Here is an 18154-nt window from a genome sequence, read left to right on the forward strand (position 1 = left end):
TTTTCGCGTGATGGTGGCTTAGACAAGTTCGCAAAATCTTTGCCGGCTGCGGGCCAAAATCACGCTACGCTGGTTGGCCGCAGCCTTGCTCAGCCCAGTTGCTCGGGCTCACCCATAGCGCCGAGCACATAGCCGCATCCCAGCGTGCTGGCCTCATCAGCCGCATCCAGTGCGGCGACGGTAATCCAGCCCTGCGCCCGGAGTTCGGCGGCCCGCTCCAGATCATGCCCAACGGGCAGGAAGCAGCGCTTGCGCTCTGGCACGGCGAATCCCGCATCGACCAGCGGATCGACGTAGAGCGAGAAACCGATGGCCGGCTCGCTGGTGCCATCTGGCCGGACGACATCATAGGTGCCGCCCCGCCCGATCTCTCCGACGAAGCCGTCCGCGAAGATCGAGAAACCGAGCCAGTTCTGATAGTCGAAGCCGTGGCGCTCGGTCGGGTCGAGCGTGAGGGTCAGATCCCAGCCGATCGGCTTTGCAATCTCTCGCAGGGCCGCGATCCGCCCCGAGAGCGCGCCGCCAGCCGGCCCGTCGTTGAACGCTTCGAGCCGCTCCATCGCGGCGTGGAACGGGCCAGTCGCCTCGATCAGCGCGAGATAAGGCTGCGCCGCCGAGCCAAGCGCCGCGACCGCGCCGGCATCCTTGGCATCGAGCCGGTCACGCAAGGCGTCGACCTCTTCGGCCGTCACCGGGATCGGCCCCGCTGCGAGCGTCGTGACGAGATCAGGGAGCGTGAAGTCGATCGTGATGCCGGCAATGCCCGCGCGCTGCAGCGCCTCGATAGCGACATTGACGATCTCGACTGCTGCCCGGACATTCTGCGTGCCGATGATCTCGGCGCCGACCTGCATTCGCTCCCGCTCGGGGTGAAGTTGATCGGCCCGCAGACGTAGCACCGGCCCACCATAGCAAAGGCGCAGCGGGCGGGGCGCGTTGGCGAGGCGGGTCGCGGCGATACGCCCGATCTGCGCTGTCATGTCCGGGCGGAGCGCCAGCGTGCGGCCGGACGCAGGATCGAGTGCGCGGACCAGATCCTCCGGCGGCGTAAGCTTCAGCCGCTCGGTCAGCGTGTCCTCGAACTCGGCGAGCGCGGGCATGACGCGGGCGTAGCCATGGCCCGCCACGGTATCCAGCACGTCGCGCACCAGCCGTGCGCTCGCTTCCGCCTGGGGCGGCAGACGGTCGGAAAGCCCCTCGGGCAACAGGCCGGGCGTGATCGCGTCGCTCATGGCTCGCGCTTTAGCGCATAACCGCGCGAGCGCGAGGGGGATTTTGGGAATGCGCCATATCGAGGGTGCCGGTGATTGCGTCCCATGCCGAAACAGCTAAACCTGACCCGTGCTTCATGACCCGATCGCTCCCTTGCCCGCCAGTCCTGCCTCTGCCCGACACCGGTCCTGACATGAGCGCCACCTTCTGGCGCTCAGCCCGCGCGGACAAGGCAAGCGTCATCGTCGACGCAGAGGATTATTTCCGTTTCGCGCGGGATGCGATGCTCAAGGCGCGACGGCGCATCATGCTGATCGGCTGGGATTTCGACGCGCGTATCGCGCTGGTGCGCGGCGACCAGCTTGAGAAGGAAGAGATCGACGCCCCGGCCACGATCGGCGATCTCGTTTACTGGCTGGTGGAGCGCAATCCCGATCTCGAAGTCTATCTGCTGCGGTGGGATCTGGGTGCGTTCACTTCGCTCTTTCGCGGCAAGACCATCTTCACCGTCGCCAAATGGATGATGCATCCGCGGATTCAGGTGCGGCTCGACAAGCACCATCCGCCCGCGGCTTCGCACCACCAGAAGATCGTGGTGATCGATGATGCATTCGCCTTTTGCGGTGGCATCGACATGACCGGCGACCGCTGGGATACGCGCGATCATGCCGATGACGAGCCCTATCGCATTCGTCCTGGCGGCGCGCCGTCCGCGCCGTGGCACGACGCCACGACAGCGCTTCAGGGGCCGGTGGCCGCAGCGCTCGGCAAACATGCGCGCGATCGATGGAAGCGCGCGACCGGCGAGCAGATCGAGGGTTTGCGCGGCAAGCATGATTGCTGGCCGGACGATCTGCCGGTTCAGTTCACCGATGTGGAAGTGACCATCTCCCGCACTGCGCCGCGCATGGACGACCAGCGCGAGGTGACGGAGATAGAGGCGCTCTATCTGGAGCAGATCGCCCGCGCGAAGAAATGGATCTACGCGGAAAGCCAGTATTTCGCCTCGCGCCGGATAGCCGAGGCGATTGCTCGTCGACTGGACGAGCCGGACGGCCCGGAAATCGTGATCGTCACGCCCGAGTCCGCGTGGGGCTGGCTGGAGCCTCTGGCCATGGACACTGCCCGCGCGCGGATCGTCCAGGCTCTGCGCCAGCGGGACACACATGGCCGACTGAAGATCTACCATCCCTATACGCGAGATCGCGAAGCGATCTATGTCCACGCGAAGATCTTCATCGTGGACGATGCGATCCTGCGTGTCGGTTCTTCCAATCTCAACAATCGGTCGCTGCGCCTCGACACCGAATGCGACGTCGCGATCGACTGCGAGGCGCAAGGCAATGCCGACTGCGCCGAGACAATCGCAAGAATCCGCAACGATCTGATCGCGGAGCATATCGGCGCCGATGTGGACAAGGTGGAAGCAGCGCTCGCACGATCCGGCTCACTGATCGAGACGATCGAGACCCTGCGATTTACAGGTCGACGCAACGCCCGGAAACGTCGCCGGACGCTGATGCCTTATAAAGTCCCAAATTTATCGTCAGTGGAAGCATGGCTCGCCGACAACCAGATTCTTGACCCGGAAGGGCCGGACGAGATGTTCGAGGCTCCAGACCGACGCGGTCTGTTCCGCCGGTTCGGCCTTTGGCGGGCGGGCAAGTAAAGCGGCGACGCGCTCCGTCCAACTCTCAGCCGCGGAACGAAAGACCGGCGCCGACCATCGTCAGCGCCGGTCGTCTTCACAGATCAGAAATGCAGACCCATCACGGTCTTGACGCCGGGCAGGCTGGCAAGCTGCTTCTGCACTGCGTCCGGGATAGGCGAGTCCACGGAGAGCAGTAGCACGGCTTCCTCGCCAGCCGCACGACGGCCAAGGTGGAAGGTGCCGATATTGATGCCCGCTTCGCCCAGCGTGGACCCGAGCCGGCCAATGAAGCCCGGGGTGTCCTCGTTGACGATGTAGAGCATGTTGCCATCGAGATCGGCCTCGACCTTGATGCCGAACAGCTCGACGAGACGCGGCGCGGAGTTACCGAACAGCGTCCCCACGACCGACCGCTCGCCTTGCTGGGTCTTGACCGAAACCCGCACGAGCGTGTGATAGTCGCCCTCGCGCTCAGTCTTGATCTCGCGCACCTCGATGCCGCGCTCCTTGGCGAGGAACGGGGCGTTGACCATGTTCACCGTGTCGGTCTGCGTCCGCAGGAAGCCTGCGAGCACCGCCGAGATGATCGGCTTCTGGTTCAGCTCTGCGGCCGCGCCTTCCGAATGAATGGAGATGCGCGGAATGACGCCGCTGGAAAGCTGGCCGACCATGCTGCCCAGCTTCTCGGCAAGCGCCATATAGGGCTTGAGGCGGGGCGCTTCCTCGGCGGACAGGCTCGGCATGTTGAGCGCGTTGGTGACGCCGCCGGTCATCAGATAGTCGGAGAGCTGCTCTGCGACCTGTAGTGCCACATTGACCTGCGCTTCGCTCGTCGATGCGCCAAGATGCGGCGTCGAGATGAAGTTCGGCGTGCCGAAGAGCGGGCTTTCCTTGGCGGGCTCGGTCACGAACACGTCGAGCGCGGCGCCACCGATATGGCCGGAGTCCAGTCCTTCCTTGAGCGCAGCCTCGTCGATCAGGCCGCCACGCGCGCAATTGATGATGCGCACGCCCTTCTTGGTCTTGGCCAGGTTCTCAGCCGAGAGGATGTTGCGCGTCTGGTCCGTCAGCGGGGTGTGCAGCGTGATGAAGTCAGCCTTGGCAAGCAGCTCCTCGAGCGTAGCCTTCTCGACGCCCATCTCGATCGCGCGCTCCTCAGTGAGGAAGGGATCGAACGCGACGACCTTCATCTTGAGGCCCAGCGCGCGGCTGGCGACGATCGAGCCAATATTGCCAGCCCCGATCAGGCCCAGCGTCTTGCCGGTGACCTCGACGCCCATGAAGCGGTTCTTCTCCCACTTGCCGGCCTGCGTGGAGGCGTCGGCCTCCGGCAGCTGGCGGGCGAGGGCGAACATGAGCGCGATGGCGTGCTCCGCCGTAGTGATCGAGTTGCCGAACGGCGTGTTCATCACCACGATGCCCTTCGCCGAAGCGTAAGGAATATCGACATTGTCGACGCCGATGCCGGCACGGCCGATCACCTTGAGATTGGTGGCCGCGTCTATGATCTCCTTCGTCACCTTGGTCGAGGAGCGGATCGCAAGGCCGTCATACTGGCCGATGATGGCCTTGAGCTCTTCCGGGGTCTTGCCGGTGATCTCGTCCACCTCGACACCGCGATCGCGGAAGATCTGCGCGGCCTGCGGGTCCATCTTGTCGGAAATAAGTACCTTGGGCATGGATTAAGTTCCTTCGTCATCCCGGGCCTGACCCGGGATCCCACTTGTTGCGGGGAAATAAAAGGGAAGCTGGACCCCGGCTCAAGGCCGGGGTGACGCAAGTTTTAAGCGGCGGTCGCGAGCGTGGCCTTGGTCTCGGCATAGGCCCAGTCGAGCCACGGGCCGAGCGCGATGACATCCGTCGTGTCGACGGTTGCGCCGCACCAGATGCGAAGGCCCGCCGGAGCATCGCGATAGCCCGCAATGTCATAGGCCGCGTGCTCTGCTTCGAGCAGGGACGCCATCTTCTTGATGAAGGCTTCATCGGCACCCTCGACTGTCAGGCACACGCTGGTCCTGGAGCGTGAGGCAGGATCGGCCGCGAGATGGCCCAGCCAGTCGCGCTCTTCCACGATCTTGTCCAGCGCGGCGGCATTTGCATCCGAGCGCTTGATGAGGCCGGCTGCGCCGCCGATCGACTTGCCCCATTCGAGCGCGAAGATCGCATCCTCGACCGCGAGCATGGACGGCGTATTGATCGTCTCGCCCTTGAACACACCCTCGGCGAGCTTGCCCTTGGCGATCAGGCGGAAGACCTTGGGCAGCGGCCAGGCCGGCGTGTAGCTCTCCAGCCGCTCGACAGCGCGGGGGCCAAGGATCAGCACGCCATGGCCACCTTCGCCGCCCAGCACCTTCTGCCAGGAGAAGGTGGCGACGTCGATCTTCGACCAGTCGATGTCATAGGCGAAAACGGCGCTGGTCGCGTCCGCGAAGGTCAGGCCTTCACGGTCGGCGGGGATCCAGTCGGCATTGGGTACGCGCACGCCGGAGGTCGTGCCGTTCCAGGTGAAGAGCACGTCGCTGGCAAAATCGACCTGAGTGAGATCGGGCAGCTGGCCATAGTCGGCGCGAACGATCGTGGGGTCGAGCTTGAGCTGCTTGACGGCGTCCGTCACCCAGCCTTCGCCGAAGCTCTCCCATGCGAGCGTCGTGACGGGGCGGGCGCCCAGCATCGTCCACATCGCCATCTCGAAAGCGCCGGTGTCTGAGCCGGGGACGATGCCGATGCGGTGGGTCTCGGGCAGGTTCAGCAACTCGCGCATCAGGTCGATGCAATAGGCGAGGCGAGTCTTGCCGAGCTTGGAGCGGTGGGAGCGTCCGAGAACCTCGGTGGCCAGCTTTTCGGGGCTGTAGCCGGGAGGCTTGGCGCATGGGCCGGACGAGAATTGGGGACGCACGGGCTTCACGCCCGGCTTGGTAACCTCAGTCATGTAATGCTTCTCCTCGCAGAGAGCACGCGCGGCGTTGGGACCGCGTGGCCCGCTGGCCGCCCTAGAGATATGGTTGGGAGAGTCAAGCGGATTGGCTGGACTCGTCACCTTGTTCGAAGCATGATTCGAACGGGGGTATGCATATGGACCAAGACTACCGTGACCCGCGCCGAATGGCTCGGATCGTGACTCTAATTCTGGCACTGTTCTTCGTCTGCGACGTGCTGTTTACAGCCAGCGAAGTCCATATGGTGACTGTCATAGACCGCTTTCTGGCCAACGCCGCAGACATTTCCGACCTGGAAGCAGCGGACTCTTTCAACGGGATCACGGCCATTTTTTTGACCCTGGGGTATCTGGCCTCGGCAGTGGCGGTCTGCATGTGGATCGTCAGGGTAAACAGGAATGCGCAGACCTTCGACCAGGAAGGCGTCATGACTATATCGCCACGCTGGAACGTGGGCTATTTCTTCGTTCCCTTCGCAAATTTACTCATGCCCTTCCGGGGCATCGCCCAGACCTATCAGGTCAGCGCCGATCCACATGCGCCGTCGAGCGTCGAGATTCCGCTTTTCATGCGCATCTGGTGGGGTGCGTTTCTTATCTCAGGCGTTCTTGGCAACATCTCTTTCCGCCTGTCGATGCGTGCCGAAACTCTGGAGGAATTCCGACGTGTGGCGATCATCAATATCGTCGGGTTTTTTCCTGAAATGATTGCAGTGGCCACTCTCGCCTGGCTGATACGTACCGTAACCGCATATCAGCAGCATAACCTTATAGCCCCAGATGCGGATGCGCCGGTGGAGACGCTGCCGCTGACGTAGCTTCGCCGTCCCTCAAATGATTTGAGGAGAGCTATCGGCACGCCCTCCATCCGGTTGCGCCGCGTTCGGCCTGATCGAGGTGGAAATGGTCGGCATGGGCGGGGTTGTAGTCGGGAGAAAGCACCGTCGCGAACAGCCTGCAGGCGCCGTCGCGCACCTCGCGCAGGAAAGCGGCGCGGGCATCGTCTCGCGGCCAATCGGTCTTCACGGACATGCGCGTGCCATCGGCGAGTCGGAAGCCTGCGATGTCGACGGCATCGGCTGTCGCATGTTCGGACCAGTCGCCTTCACTCCGCCCGTAGAGCCGGCGGCAGCTATAGCTCCCGAAGTGATCGATGGCAGTGACCGAGGTGCCGAGATGCCTGCGCGCCGCCGGCTGCACGATGTCGCGCTCCCACACGAGTAGCGCCGCCGCGACCGGGCAGGAGACGCCCAGGCCGCCGGGCCGCCAGTCCACTGGCATGACCGGCCCCTTGAGCAGTCGCACACCATCTTCATAGCCGCACTGGCCATCCTGTCGTGGCGGGAGCGCCGTGAAGCGCGCGCCTGCCTTTTCGAGGAGCATCCGGCATCTTGGCGCATCGGCGGTGAGGCCAGTGAGTTTGCGCCCCGTGAACAGGCCGATCGGCTGATCGAGATCGAGGGGCGTCCATGGCATGTCTTGGGGATTGCGCCGGCTATATCCGTAGACGAGCAAGGCAACGACGGCGATAATGCTCAGAATGACGATCAGCCGGAGGGTTCGGTGAAGAGTCCGCATATCCCGATGGACGTATCAGGCGTGGCGATGTTCCCGACTCTCGATGACGCGGCGGGATTCGATTCGGCGCGAAAGTGACTCGGTCTGTCGCGCCACGGGCTTGTGGTTCATGGCGTGTCCCTTCGTTGCGTTCATGGTCGTGGCGATGAACCGACCGGATCGATCGCGAATGTCAGGAATGCTGGCAGCGCTGGCATTGGCCAGTCTGCTCGCCGCATGCGCCGGACCCGAGCGGCGTCCGACACGCGTGAGCGCGGCCCCGCGTCCCGTTCCCAAGACGATGCCAACCAGCCCGGCCTACCGCCAGTGCGCTGCCGACCTTTCCCGCGCGGGAGTGCGCTTCCAGCCCCTCCCTGTCGAACAGAGAGGCGGCGGCTGCACGATCATCGACGCGGTCAAACTGCTCGACATTGGTGTGCCCACGACCAGCCTGGGGGCGATGACCTGTCCGCTCGCAGGCAGTTTTGCTGCCTGGGCGCGCTATGCCGTGCAGCCCGCCGCGCGCCTTTATCTGGGGAGCGAAGCAGTTCGTATCGAGACCTTCGGCACTTATGCCTGCCGCAATGTGCGTGGCACCGGCAGCAGCGGCAAGCTCAGCGAACACGCGCACGCCAACGCCGTGGACGTGGCGGCGATCGTGCTGGCGGACGGGCGTCGGATCAGCGTGCTCGACAACTGGAACGACGGCGGGGCGGGATCGCAATTTCTCAAGCGGCTGCGCGAGAGCGCCTGCAAGCGGTTTCGGACAGTGCTGAGCCCGGATTACAATGCCGCGCACCGGGACCATCTTCATTTCGATAATGGCGGCAGGGGCGGCTTCTGTCGCTGATAGCGCCGCTCCGCGTTGTTTTATTTGCAACTGAATTGGTCTAGCGCTGACCTAATGACCAATCGCAAAACTGTCGCCGAACGCAAATTCCGCCCCGCCAAGCAGGAAGCGCAGGATGCCTGCCGCAATGTCGGGACACCGCAGACCCAGAGCGAGGCCTATAAGCTCGCTTTTCAGGACAATGAATTCCTTCTGCGTGATGATCTCCGTCCCATCCGTTTCCAACTTGAGTTGCTGAAGCCCGAGTTGCTGCTGGACGAGGCGAAGATCGCGTCCACATTCGTTTTCTACGGTTCCGCGCGTATCCCGGCGCCCGCAGCCGCGCAGGAACGTGTGGCGCTGGCGCGCACGGATTGGGACCAGCGCGTCGCCAAGCGACTGGCCGAGAAATCGAAATATTATGAGGAGGCGCGCGCGCTCGCCCGCATCGCGGCGGCCTATCCGGTCGATGCAGATGGCAAGCGGCACTTCGTCGTCTGCTCCGGTGGCGGTCCCTCGATCATGGAAGCGGCCAATCGCGGGGCGAGCGACGTCGATCAGAGTTCGATCGGCCTTAACATCACCCTGCCGCATGAGCAGGCACCCAACCCCTATGTGACCCCAGAACTCTCCTTCCAGTTCCACTATTTCGCGCTGCGCAAGATGCATTTCACGCTGCGGGCGCGGGCTCTGGCTGTGTTTCCCGGTGGATTCGGCACATTCGACGAGTTTTTCGAGCTGCTGACGCTCATCCAGACCGGCAAGATGAAGCGCATTCCCGTCCTGCTTTTCGGACGGGATTTCTGGACGCGGGTCGTCGATTTCGAGGCATTGGCGGAGGAAGGCGTGATTGGCCCGGCTGATCTCGATCTTATTTCATGGGTCGAGACAGCGGACGAAGCTTGGAGCGTGGTGCGTCGTTTCTACGACGCGGGTGGACCAGGCGAAGGGCGCTAACGCCATCCCACAAACTGGAGCGGCCAGCGTGCCGTACCCTTCAAATGACGAAAGCCGGATCGCAATCGCGTCCGGCTTTCATTCCGATGAGTAATTGAATTCGGCGAACGCCGGATGTCTTACTCGGCAGCGTTGTCCGCAGGCGCCGCAGCATTGCCCTCGGCGGCGTTCTCGCCGGCAGGCGCTGCTGCATTGTCAACTGCGGCCGGCGCTGCATCCGCCGCCGGGAGCGGCAGGTTGGAGCCCTGCGCGTTCAGATAGGCAATGAGATTGGCGCGATCGACCGGATTGCCGAGGCCAGCGAAGCTCATCTTGGTACCGGGTGCGAAAGTGCGCGGGCTGGCGAGCCACGGGTCAAGATTCTCGAACGTCCAGGTGCCGCCCTTCGTTTTGAGCGCCTCTGAGAAGGCGAACCCGCCCTTGCCGTGGCCGATTTCCTCGCCGACGGTGGCGTACAGATTGGGGCCGATGCCGTTCGCGCCGCCCTGATTGATGGTGTGGCACGCCGCGCACTTGGCGAAAACCTTTTCACCCGCTGCGACGTCCGCGCTGGCAAGCAGCGTGTTGAGACCGGGGCCGGCCGCGGCGCCTTCGCCCTCGGCTTCCACGCCCTCGATTTCATAACCCATTTTCTCAGGACGTTCGCCATGGGTAAGCTTGGAGCTGACGATACCGCCGCCCAGGGCGATGATTCCGGCAAAGAGCGCCCATCCGGCAGTGGTATTGAAACGATCGCTCATCCGCCTTGTCTTCCCTCATTATCGGCCGTTCCATGGCGCAGCGCACCACCGGCTTCAAGCCCCTTTTGCCGGCTCCATTAATGGCTGGTGGCCATGGGCGCAAGCCATGCAGTTGGCCATTTGCTTGCGTGATTGCTCACTTGCCCCTAATCGCTGCCGCCCGATGGAGAACTATCCTCTTCCCGCGCGTCGTCTGGTTGCTGAGATGGCGGAGGCTGCCGCGCTCGCTCCCGAGCGTGCTCTGGCCTATCAGGGTGCGCCTGGCGCCAACTCCCACCTCGCCGCGCTGGATTATGCTCCGGACGCGCTGCCGCTGCCCTGCTTCAGCTTCGAGGATGCGATCGACGCCGTGCGCGACGGGGTTGCCGGACGGGCGATCATTCCCATCGAAAATTCGCTGCACGGCCGCGTGGCGGACATGCATTTTCTGCTGCCCGAGTCCGGGCTCAATATCGTCGACGAATATTTTCTGCGCATCCGCCACTGTCTGATGAGCGCGGACGAAGGGCCTGTCGCCACTGCGCTGAGCCATGTCCAGGCGCTGGGCCAATGCCGGCACTATCTCCGCGCGCGGAACATTCGGCCGATCTCCTATGCCGATACGGCGGGCGCAGCCGCGCTGGTGGCAGAGGTGCGCGAGCCGGGCGCGGCGGCGATCGCGCCACGGCTGGCGGCCGAGCTTTATGACCTGCACCTCCACGCAGAAAATATCGAGGACAGCGGCGACAACATGACTCGCTTCGTTGTCCTTGCTCGTGAGGCGGCGGTGCCTCCTCCCGGCGTTCAGGTGATGACCAGCCTGCTCTTCGAGGTGAAGAACGTGCCCGCCGCACTCTATAAGGCGATGGGCGGCTTCGCGACCAACGGCGTCAACATGACGAAGCTGGAGAGCTATCAGCGCGGCGCGACATTCGCCGCGACCGAGTTCTTCGCAGATATCGAGGGAATGCCGGGCGATCTCGCAGTCGACCGCGCGCTCGATGAGCTGGCCTATCACAGCAAATGGGTGCGGCTGCTGGGCAGCTATCCGCAGGCTCGCCCCCGCACCTGACGCTACGGAAGTGGGTGCCAGACCCGCTGCATCTCTGCCTAAAATTTGAGCATGTGGCGTGTGCTGCTTAAAAATGCGGCGCCCTTATGCGCGCTCATCGCGAAAGACTCGCGGTAACCCTTCGGTAATAAACTGGCACGGTCCTTGCTGAGTGTCCTCCGCACACCAAACAGGGGGCGACATGAAACTCATCATGGCAATCATCAAGCCGTTCAAGCTCGACGAGGTGCGTGAAGCGCTCTCCGGGCTCGGGATCGCCGGCATGACAGTCAGCGAGGTGAAGGGTTTCGGGCGGCAGAAAGGCCAGACCGAGATCTATCGCGGCGCGGAATACACCACCAACATGGTTCCGAAGATCAAAATCGAGATCGTCTGCGATGACGGCCTGGCGTCCCGCGTTGTCGAGGGCATCCAGCAGGCCGCAAACAGCGGCGCCATCGGCGACGGCAAGATTTTCGTCCTCGACGTCGGTCAGGCCGTGCGCATCCGCACTGGCGAGACCGGCGAGACCGCGCTGTGAGAAAGGGGCAAAACATGACGCTTACACGGAAATTCTGTGGTGCGGCGGGGGCTCTGGGCCTCTCGTTGCTCACTGCCGCGCCGGCCTTTGCCGCAACGGCGACGCCGACGATCAACTCGGGCGATACGGCCTGGATGATGACTTCGACGGTCCTCGTTCTCGCGATGATCCTCCCCGGTCTCGCGCTGTTCTACGGTGGCCTCACCCGCTCCAAGAACATGCTCTCCACCATGACGCAAATCGGTGCCGTTGCGGCGCTTGCTATGCTGGTGTGGGTCATGTGGGGCTACACCATGGCCTTTGGCGAGGGTGGCAATGCCTTCATCGGTGGCTTTGGCAAGCTGTTCATGGCTGGCGTAACGTCGGACTCCGTCTCGGGCACGTTGCCGGAATTCGTGTTCGCCTGCTTCCAGATGACCTTTGCCGCGATTACCGTGGCTCTGGTCCTGGGCGGCACTGTCGAGCGCATCAAGTTCTCCGCCGTGATGGTGTTCGCCATCGTCTGGCTCACGATCGTTTACTTCCCGATCGCGCACATGGTCTGGGCCGCAGGCGGCCTGTTCTTCGACATGGGCGCACTCGATTATGCCGGCGGTACGGTCGTTCACATCAATGCGGGCGTTTCCGCGCTGGTGGCCGCCATCGTCCTCGGCAAGCGCAAGGGTTATCCCAGCGAGCCCATGCCGCCGCACAGCCTCACCCTGACCTTCGTGGGCACTGGCCTGCTCTGGGTCGGCTGGTTCGGCTTCAACGCCGGTTCGGCGCTGGCTGCCAATGGCGGTGCGTCGCTCGCCATGATCAATACCTTCGTCGCCACGGCGTCGGCGGGTCTGTTCTGGATGCTGACCGAGCGTGTTCTGGGTCACAAGGGGTCCGCGCTCGGCTTCTGCTCGGGTCTTATCGCGGGTCTTGTTGCGGTGACCCCGGCTGCCGGCAACGTCGGCGTCTTCGGCGCAGTGGTACTCGGCGCGATCGCCTCGATCATCTGCGTCTTCGCGGTCACCAAGCTCAAGCCTGCGCTTGGCTATGACGACTCGCTCGATGCCTTTGGCATCCACGGCGTAGGCGGCATCGTCGGCGCGATCGGAACCGGCATCCTGCACGATCCGTCGCTCGGCGGCCCGGGCGATGGCTCCGTGACCATGGCGGCGCAGACGATCATTCAGGTCCAGGCGGTTGTGACCACGATCGTGTTGTCCACCGTCGGCACGCTCGTCGCCATCTTCGTCGCCAAGGCGATCACGGGCCTCCGTGTCACCCCCGAAGTCGAGCAGGAAGGCCTCGACCTCGGCGAGCACGGCGAGCGCGCCTACAACTGAGATCAGGACGGGGCGGCCTAAGTCGCCGCCCCGCCTCCCGATGTTCCTCCTGCGAACAGTCCTGGGCCGGTGTCGAAAGATGCCGGCCCTTTTTTCATGAGGGCAGGGCGGCTACTATTCCCCTTCGTAACCTACCGATGAGGAGAGGGGAAAGGCCATGACGAGCGAACTTTCGGCGCTTGCCTGGGGATGTGTGCTCGGACTTGTTCACATCTTCGCTGCGGCTCATCTGAAGACGCGGCAATATGGCGCAAGCTGGAATGTCGGCGCCCGGGACGAGGCCTTGCCACCACCCACGCCGCTGACCGGGCGGTTGATCCGCGCACAGGCGAATTTCCTCGAGACCTTTCCCTTCGTCGCGGCGGCGATCCTCATCGTGGTGGCGGCTGGCCTGTCCACCGACGCGACCAGGATTGGCGCGTGGCTCTGGCTCGCGGCACGCGTCGTCTATCTGCCGCTCTATGCGGCGGGTGTTCCAGTGGTGAGGACAATCGCTTTCGGCGCGAGCCTCATTGGCTTGGTCATGCTGCTGTGGCCTGCCCTGAGCCTCACGCTCTGACAATGAACGGCGCTCCGCAATCGGACGCGCGCTACACGGGAGCTGCCCGCTAAGCAGGTGAAAATGCCCAAGGCCAGAGCGCCTCCACATAGGGGTGTGGAGACGCTCTGGAGCGCGCTAGGAGGGCGTCTGCGCGCTGGCTTCCGGGCGGGTGGCGCGGGTAGCGAGGGGGCTGCTTTGCCACCCGCCTCCCAGTGCCCGAAACAGATCGACCTGCCGCTCGGCGATATTGGCGTCGGCCAGAGCAAGAGCGGCTTCCGCATCCGCCAGTGTGCGCTCGGCATCGAGCGACCCAAGCGCGTCGACAGTGCCTTCGCGCTGCTGGGCGCGGGTGATGCGGGTGGCGCGCAGGGCATCCTCGCGCGCCTGAGCGAGCGCCTGACGGCGATCAAGCGCTCGCGCATAGTTGGAGAGCGCGGTTTCAGTCTCCTGCAATGCGCCGAGCACCGTGCCGTCAAAGGTCGCGAGCGCCGCCTGACTGTCGGCTTCGGCGCCTGCGATCCGCGCGCGGGCAGCGGTCTGGTTGATCGACCAGTTGAGGAGGGGGCCAAGCAGCCAGCGGAATGGACCGCCAGTGAAGGCATCGCCGAAGCCGAGGCTCGTCGAGCCGATCGATCCGCCAAGGGTAATGCGCGGGTAGAGGTCTGCAGTGGCGACGCCAATCCGCGCGGTCGCGGAGGCGAGGCGCCGTTCCGCTGCGCGCACATCGGGACGCCGGGCAAGAAGAGCCGCGCCGTCGCCCACCGGGATCGGCTGGTCGAGCTGGAGCATGGTCGCCCGTGCCCCCGCCTGCGCCGGCAGTTCGGAAGGTGTTCGGCCGGTCAGCGTCGCAAGACGGAAGAGCGCGGCCTGTCGCGCGGCTTCGAGCGTTGGTACATCGCCGGCACGCTGGTTACGCAGCGCGCTGATCCGCGCCACATCGAGCGGCGCGGCAAGGCCGGCGTCGACACGCTTGCGCGTGAGGGAGAGCGACTGGTCGAGCAGGTCGACAATGCGCTGGGCGACGTCGCGCCGGGCAGTGGCCGACGTAGCATCCGCATAGGCGCGCACCGTCTCGGCAACGACCATCACGCGTGTCGCGTCCGCATCGGCCGTAGCGGCGTCCAGATCGCCACGCGCCGCCTCGACGCCCCGGCTAATGCGACCGAACGCATCGACTTCGTAGGAGACGTTCAGGCCGGCATCGACCACCCAGTTCTCCGTATCCATGCCGGGAAGCCGCTGCTGAGCCGGGAAGCGCTGATATTGCGCGCTGCCGGCAACGTCGAGCGAGGGGAGGCGCGGCGCGCCGGACTCCCGCAACAGCGCGCGTGCCCGGGCCACGCGGGCCGCGGCGACCCGCACGTCGGTATTGGCAGCCAGCGCATCTAGCACGAGCTGATCGAGCACCGGGTCGCGGTAGAGCCGCCACCAGTCGCCCTGAACGGGTTCCGTGGTCGCGACGCTGGGCGCCACCTGGGTCACGAGGGCGCCGCTGGCGCTCACCGGCGCCTTGGGAGCGACATAGTTCGGTCCGGCGGCGCAGGCGGCGAGCGCAAGAGCGGACGCGCCCACGAATATTGTGCGGATCATGAGATGACTCCTCATTCTGCCGGAACCACAGTGTGTTCGGCCGCGCCACGGCGCCGCTGCCCGGCGATGCGATCGCCCAGCGTGCGGCACACGACGTAGAAGGTGGGGGTGAAGAGCAGACCGAAGCCGGTGACGCCCGCCATGCCGAAGAACACGGCCGTGCCAAGCGCCTGCCGCAATTCCGCGCCTGCGCCCGTAGCGATGAGCAGCGGGACCGTGCCCAGGATGAACGCGAAACTCGTCATCAGGATAGGCCGCAAGCGGGTCTGCGCTGCCTCGACCGCTGCTTCCACTGCCGAGAGGCCACGCTCTTCCGCCTGCTTGGCGAACTCGACCACGAGGATCGCGTTCTTGGCAGCGAGAGCGATCAGCACGACCAGTCCGATCTGCGTGAGGACGTTATTGTCCATGCCGCGCAGATTGACGCCGGCCATTGCCGCAAGAAGGCACATCGGCACGATCAGGATGATCGCGAGCGGAAGCACCAGACTCTCATACTGGGCGGCGAGCACCAGGAAGACGAAGAGCACGGCGAGGGCGAAGACGAGCCCGGCAGTGCTGCCCGCCACCTTCTGCTGATAGGCAATGCCCGTCCACTCGTAGGTGAAGCCGCGCGGCAGTGTCTGGTTGGCGATACCCTCCATCAGCCTCAGTGCTTCGCCCGAGGATGTGCCGGGTGCTGTGTCGCCATCCACGCTGACTGCTGGGAGCAGATTGTAGCGCTCGACGCGATACGGTCCCGTCTTGTCGGAGAAGGTGGCGACCGAACCGATCGGCACCATCTCGCCCGAGTTCGACCGGGTGCGCAGATTGGCGATGTCGGCCGGGGTGCGGCGGAAGGGCGCGTCAGCCTGAGCGGTCACACGGAAGGTGCGGCCAAGCAGGTTGAAGTCATTGACGAACGCCGAGCCGAGATAGACCTGCAATGCCTCGAAGACACGCGCGGGTGGCACGCCGATCAGCGCTGCCTTGGCCCGGTCGATATCCGCATAGACGCGCGGGGTGGCCGTCTCGAAGAAGGTATAGACCGCCTGCAGCCCCTTTGTCTGATTGGCCGTGCCAATCACGCCATAAGCGGCCTGCTGGAGCTCCTTATAGCCCTTGCCGTCCTGATCCTGGACCATCATGCGATATCCGCCCGCCGAGCCGATGCCCTGAATGAGCGGCGGCTTGACGATCATGATGCGTGCGTCGGTCACGTCGGCCGTTGCCTTGGTGGCTTCGGCGATCAGCTGATCGAGCTTCTGGCCGTTCCGGGCGCGCTCCTTGAAGTCGTCGAGCACGAAATAGGCGGCTGCCGAGTTTGCGGCGCGAGTCTGAGACGCGCCGTCGAAGCCCGAGAACATGACGGTGTTCTTGATGCCGGGGATCTTGAGAATCCGGTCGGCAACGGTCTTCATCACTGCATCCGTGCGACTCGTCGATGCGCCGGGCGGCAGCTGAATGACCGTCAGGAAATAGGCCTGATCCTGCGCGGGAATGAAGCCCGTGGGCGTCACCCAGAAGAGGCCAAGCGTTGCCGCGATGAGGCCCGCATAAGCAAGCATCATGCTCTTTGGCCGGCGCACGAGCTTCGCGGTCAAGGCGGCATAGCGCTCGCTCATCTTGTGGAAGGCATCGTTGAACTTATCGCCGGCCTTTTCGACGAGTTGCCGCCAGCGCGGACTTTCGTCATGGGTGCGCTCGGTGGGTCGCAGCAATATGGCGGCAAGCGCAGGCGAAAGCGTGAGCGATACGACCAGCGAGATGACCGTGGCGATCGAGATCGTCATGGCGAACTGCTGATAGAATGCGCCGGACAGGCCATTCATGAACAGCGTCGGCACGAACACGGCACAGAGCACCAGAACGATGCCGATGAGCGCTGCCGAGACTTCGTCCATGGAGGTGCGGGCTGCGTCCAGAGGCGACAGACCGTGCTCCAGATTGCGCTCGACATTCTCGACGACGACGATCGCGTCATCGACGACGATGCCGATGGCCAGAACGAGGCCAAACAGCGAGAGGTTGTTCAGCGAATATCCGAACGCCGAGAGGAACGTGAACGTACCGATGAGCGACACGGGGATCGCCACCACCGGGATGATCGCCGCCCGCCATTTCTGCAGGAAGACGATGATGACGAGCACGACGAGGATGACTGCCTCGATGAGGGTCTGGACGACGGCATCGATCGACTGCTGGATGAACTCGGTGGGATTGTAAACGATGCGGTATTCCAGACCCTTGGGGAAGGATTTGGACAGCTCGTCCATCTGGGCTTTCACGGCTTCGGCCGCTGCCAGCGCATTGGAGCCAGGGCGCTGGAAGACAGGCAGAACCACTGTCTCGCCTTCCTTGAGGTAGCTCGACGTGCTGTAATCGTCCGCGCCGATCTCGACGCGTGCAACGTCACGCAGAAGCACCTGACGGCCTTCCGCATCCGTGCGGAGCACGACATTCTCGAACTGCGTGGGGTCGGACAGGCGGCCCTGGGTCTCTACGTTGACCTGAAAGGCATCGCCGCCCGAGGGAGGCTGACCCAACGTACCGGCCGAAACCTGCACGTTCTGAGCGCGCAGCGCCTCCACCACGTCCCCGGCGGTCATGCCGAGCGCGGCGGTCTTGTCCGGATTGAGCCAGACGCGCATGGAAAGGTCACGTGAGCCGAACATCTGCACGTCGCCCACGCCGTCGATGCGGCTCAGCGAATCCTTGACGCGGGTAAGCGCGTAGTTGGAAAGATAGGCGCGATCGAGGCTCTTGTCGGGCGAGACGAGATTGACGACCAGCAGGAAGTCCGGCGAGGTCTTGCGCGTAACGACGCCCAAGCGCTGCACGTCCTGCGGCAGGCGGGGAAGGGCGATGCCGACGCGATTCTGAACCAGAACCTGCGCTTCATCGAGATCCGTGCCCTGCTTGAACGTGACGGTGATGGTCGTGCGGCCATCGCCGGTCGACTGCGAGCTCTGGTAGAGCATGCCGTCGACGCCGTTGATTTCCTGCTCGATCGGCGCGGCGACCGTCTCGGCGAGCGTTTCCGCCGAGGCACCCGGATAGGTCGCGGAGACCGTGACCGTAGGAGGCACGACCTCGGGATATTGCGAGATCGGCAAGGTGAAATAGGCAATCGCGCCGACGATCGTGATGATGATCGCGATGACCGCCGCGAAGATCGGCCGTGTGATAAAGAAACGCGAGAGCCGCATGAGGCTTCTCCTCGCTGGAGTTCTTGTTCTCAGGACCGGCCACCTGCGCGACCGGTCCTGGCGA

General features: G+C 64.2%; 15 protein-coding genes. 8 read left to right on the forward strand and 7 right to left on the reverse strand.

Annotated features, from left to right (window positions below; genetic code table 11):
* Nucleotides 1–89 precede the first annotated feature (89 nt).
* Nucleotides 90–1232, reverse strand: a complete 1143-nt coding sequence (locus ACNAOH_RS10850; protein WP_443970188.1) for an ATP phosphoribosyltransferase regulatory subunit — start codon at nt 1230–1232, stop codon at nt 90–92.
* 173 nt (nt 1233–1405) lie between these two features.
* Here ACNAOH_RS10850 and ACNAOH_RS10855 point away from each other — a divergent pair, with 173 nt between their 5' ends.
* On the forward strand, nt 1406–2881 hold the full coding sequence (locus tag ACNAOH_RS10855; protein WP_443970189.1) for a phospholipase D-like domain-containing protein: 1476 nt from the start codon (nt 1406–1408) through the stop codon (nt 2879–2881).
* A gap of 83 nt (nt 2882–2964) precedes the next feature.
* Here the strand turns inward: ACNAOH_RS10855 and serA are convergent, their stop codons facing one another.
* The gene (gene serA, locus ACNAOH_RS10860) at nt 2965–4542 is read right to left on the reverse strand and encodes a phosphoglycerate dehydrogenase (protein ID WP_443970190.1); all 1578 of its coding nucleotides are present in this window, start codon (nt 4540–4542) and stop codon (nt 2965–2967) included.
* A gap of 104 nt (nt 4543–4646) precedes the next feature.
* The gene (locus ACNAOH_RS10865) at nt 4647–5792 is read right to left on the reverse strand and encodes a phosphoserine transaminase (protein ID WP_443970191.1); all 1146 of its coding nucleotides are present in this window, start codon (nt 5790–5792) and stop codon (nt 4647–4649) included.
* Between the two features lie 185 nt (nt 5793–5977).
* Between ACNAOH_RS10865 and ACNAOH_RS10870 the strand changes: the two genes are divergently transcribed.
* Nucleotides 5978–6616 carry a DUF4328 domain-containing protein gene (locus tag ACNAOH_RS10870; protein WP_443970192.1) on the forward strand — a complete coding sequence of 213 codons (639 nt, stop codon included), beginning with the start codon at nt 5978–5980 and terminating at the stop codon, nt 6614–6616.
* Between the two features lie 31 nt (nt 6617–6647).
* On the opposite strand, the gene ACNAOH_RS10875 is transcribed toward ACNAOH_RS10870, so the two are convergent.
* The gene (locus tag ACNAOH_RS10875; RefSeq protein WP_443970193.1) at nt 6648–7376 is read right to left on the reverse strand and encodes an extensin-like domain-containing protein; all 729 of its coding nucleotides are present in this window, start codon (nt 7374–7376) and stop codon (nt 6648–6650) included.
* Nucleotides 7377–7545: 169 nt separating this feature from the next.
* On the opposite strand from ACNAOH_RS10875, the gene ACNAOH_RS10880 reads away from it, so the two are divergent.
* Nucleotides 7546–8205 carry an extensin family protein gene (locus ACNAOH_RS10880; RefSeq protein WP_443970194.1) on the forward strand — a complete coding sequence of 220 codons (660 nt, stop codon included), beginning with the start codon at nt 7546–7548 and terminating at the stop codon, nt 8203–8205.
* Nucleotides 8206–8259: 54 nt separating this feature from the next.
* Nucleotides 8260–9141 (forward strand): LOG family protein, encoded by an 882-nt coding sequence (locus ACNAOH_RS10885; RefSeq protein ID WP_443970195.1) that lies wholly within the window; start codon nt 8260–8262, stop codon nt 9139–9141.
* Between the two features lie 119 nt (nt 9142–9260).
* Here ACNAOH_RS10885 and ACNAOH_RS10890 read toward each other — a convergent pair whose 3' ends face one another.
* Nucleotides 9261–9881 (reverse strand): c-type cytochrome, encoded by a 621-nt coding sequence (locus tag ACNAOH_RS10890; RefSeq protein WP_443970196.1) that lies wholly within the window; start codon nt 9879–9881, stop codon nt 9261–9263.
* A 163-nt stretch (nt 9882–10044) separates the two neighbouring features.
* Between ACNAOH_RS10890 and ACNAOH_RS10895 the strand changes: the two genes are divergently transcribed.
* From ACNAOH_RS10895 to ACNAOH_RS10910, 4 genes are all read left to right on the forward strand, one after another.
* Nucleotides 10045–10932: a prephenate dehydratase gene (locus ACNAOH_RS10895; RefSeq protein ID WP_443970197.1), complete on the forward strand. Its 888-nt coding sequence runs from the start codon at nt 10045–10047 to the stop codon at nt 10930–10932.
* Nucleotides 10933–11113: 181 nt separating this feature from the next.
* A complete protein-coding gene (locus ACNAOH_RS10900) occupies nt 11114–11452 on the forward strand; it encodes a P-II family nitrogen regulator (protein WP_443970198.1) in 339 nt (112 codons plus the stop codon).
* A 14-nt stretch (nt 11453–11466) separates the two neighbouring features.
* On the forward strand, nt 11467–12771 hold the full coding sequence (locus ACNAOH_RS10905) for an ammonium transporter (RefSeq protein WP_443970199.1): 1305 nt from the start codon (nt 11467–11469) through the stop codon (nt 12769–12771).
* Nucleotides 12772–12928: 157 nt separating this feature from the next.
* The gene (locus ACNAOH_RS10910; protein ID WP_443970200.1) at nt 12929–13330 is read left to right on the forward strand and encodes an MAPEG family protein; all 402 of its coding nucleotides are present in this window, start codon (nt 12929–12931) and stop codon (nt 13328–13330) included.
* A gap of 117 nt (nt 13331–13447) precedes the next feature.
* Here the strand turns inward: ACNAOH_RS10910 and ACNAOH_RS10915 are convergent, their stop codons facing one another.
* Both ACNAOH_RS10915 and ACNAOH_RS10920 read right to left on the reverse strand, forming a co-directional pair.
* A complete protein-coding gene (locus tag ACNAOH_RS10915; protein ID WP_443970201.1) occupies nt 13448–14902 on the reverse strand; it encodes an efflux transporter outer membrane subunit in 1455 nt (484 codons plus the stop codon).
* 11 nt (nt 14903–14913) lie between these two features.
* Nucleotides 14914–18090 carry an efflux RND transporter permease subunit gene (locus tag ACNAOH_RS10920; protein WP_443970202.1) on the reverse strand — a complete coding sequence of 1059 codons (3177 nt, stop codon included), beginning with the start codon at nt 18088–18090 and terminating at the stop codon, nt 14914–14916.
* Between the last annotated feature and the right edge of the window lie 64 nt (nt 18091–18154).

Source organism: Sphingobium sp. CR28, assembly GCF_052327305.1.
Taxonomy (GTDB): domain Bacteria; phylum Pseudomonadota; class Alphaproteobacteria; order Sphingomonadales; family Sphingomonadaceae; genus Sphingobium.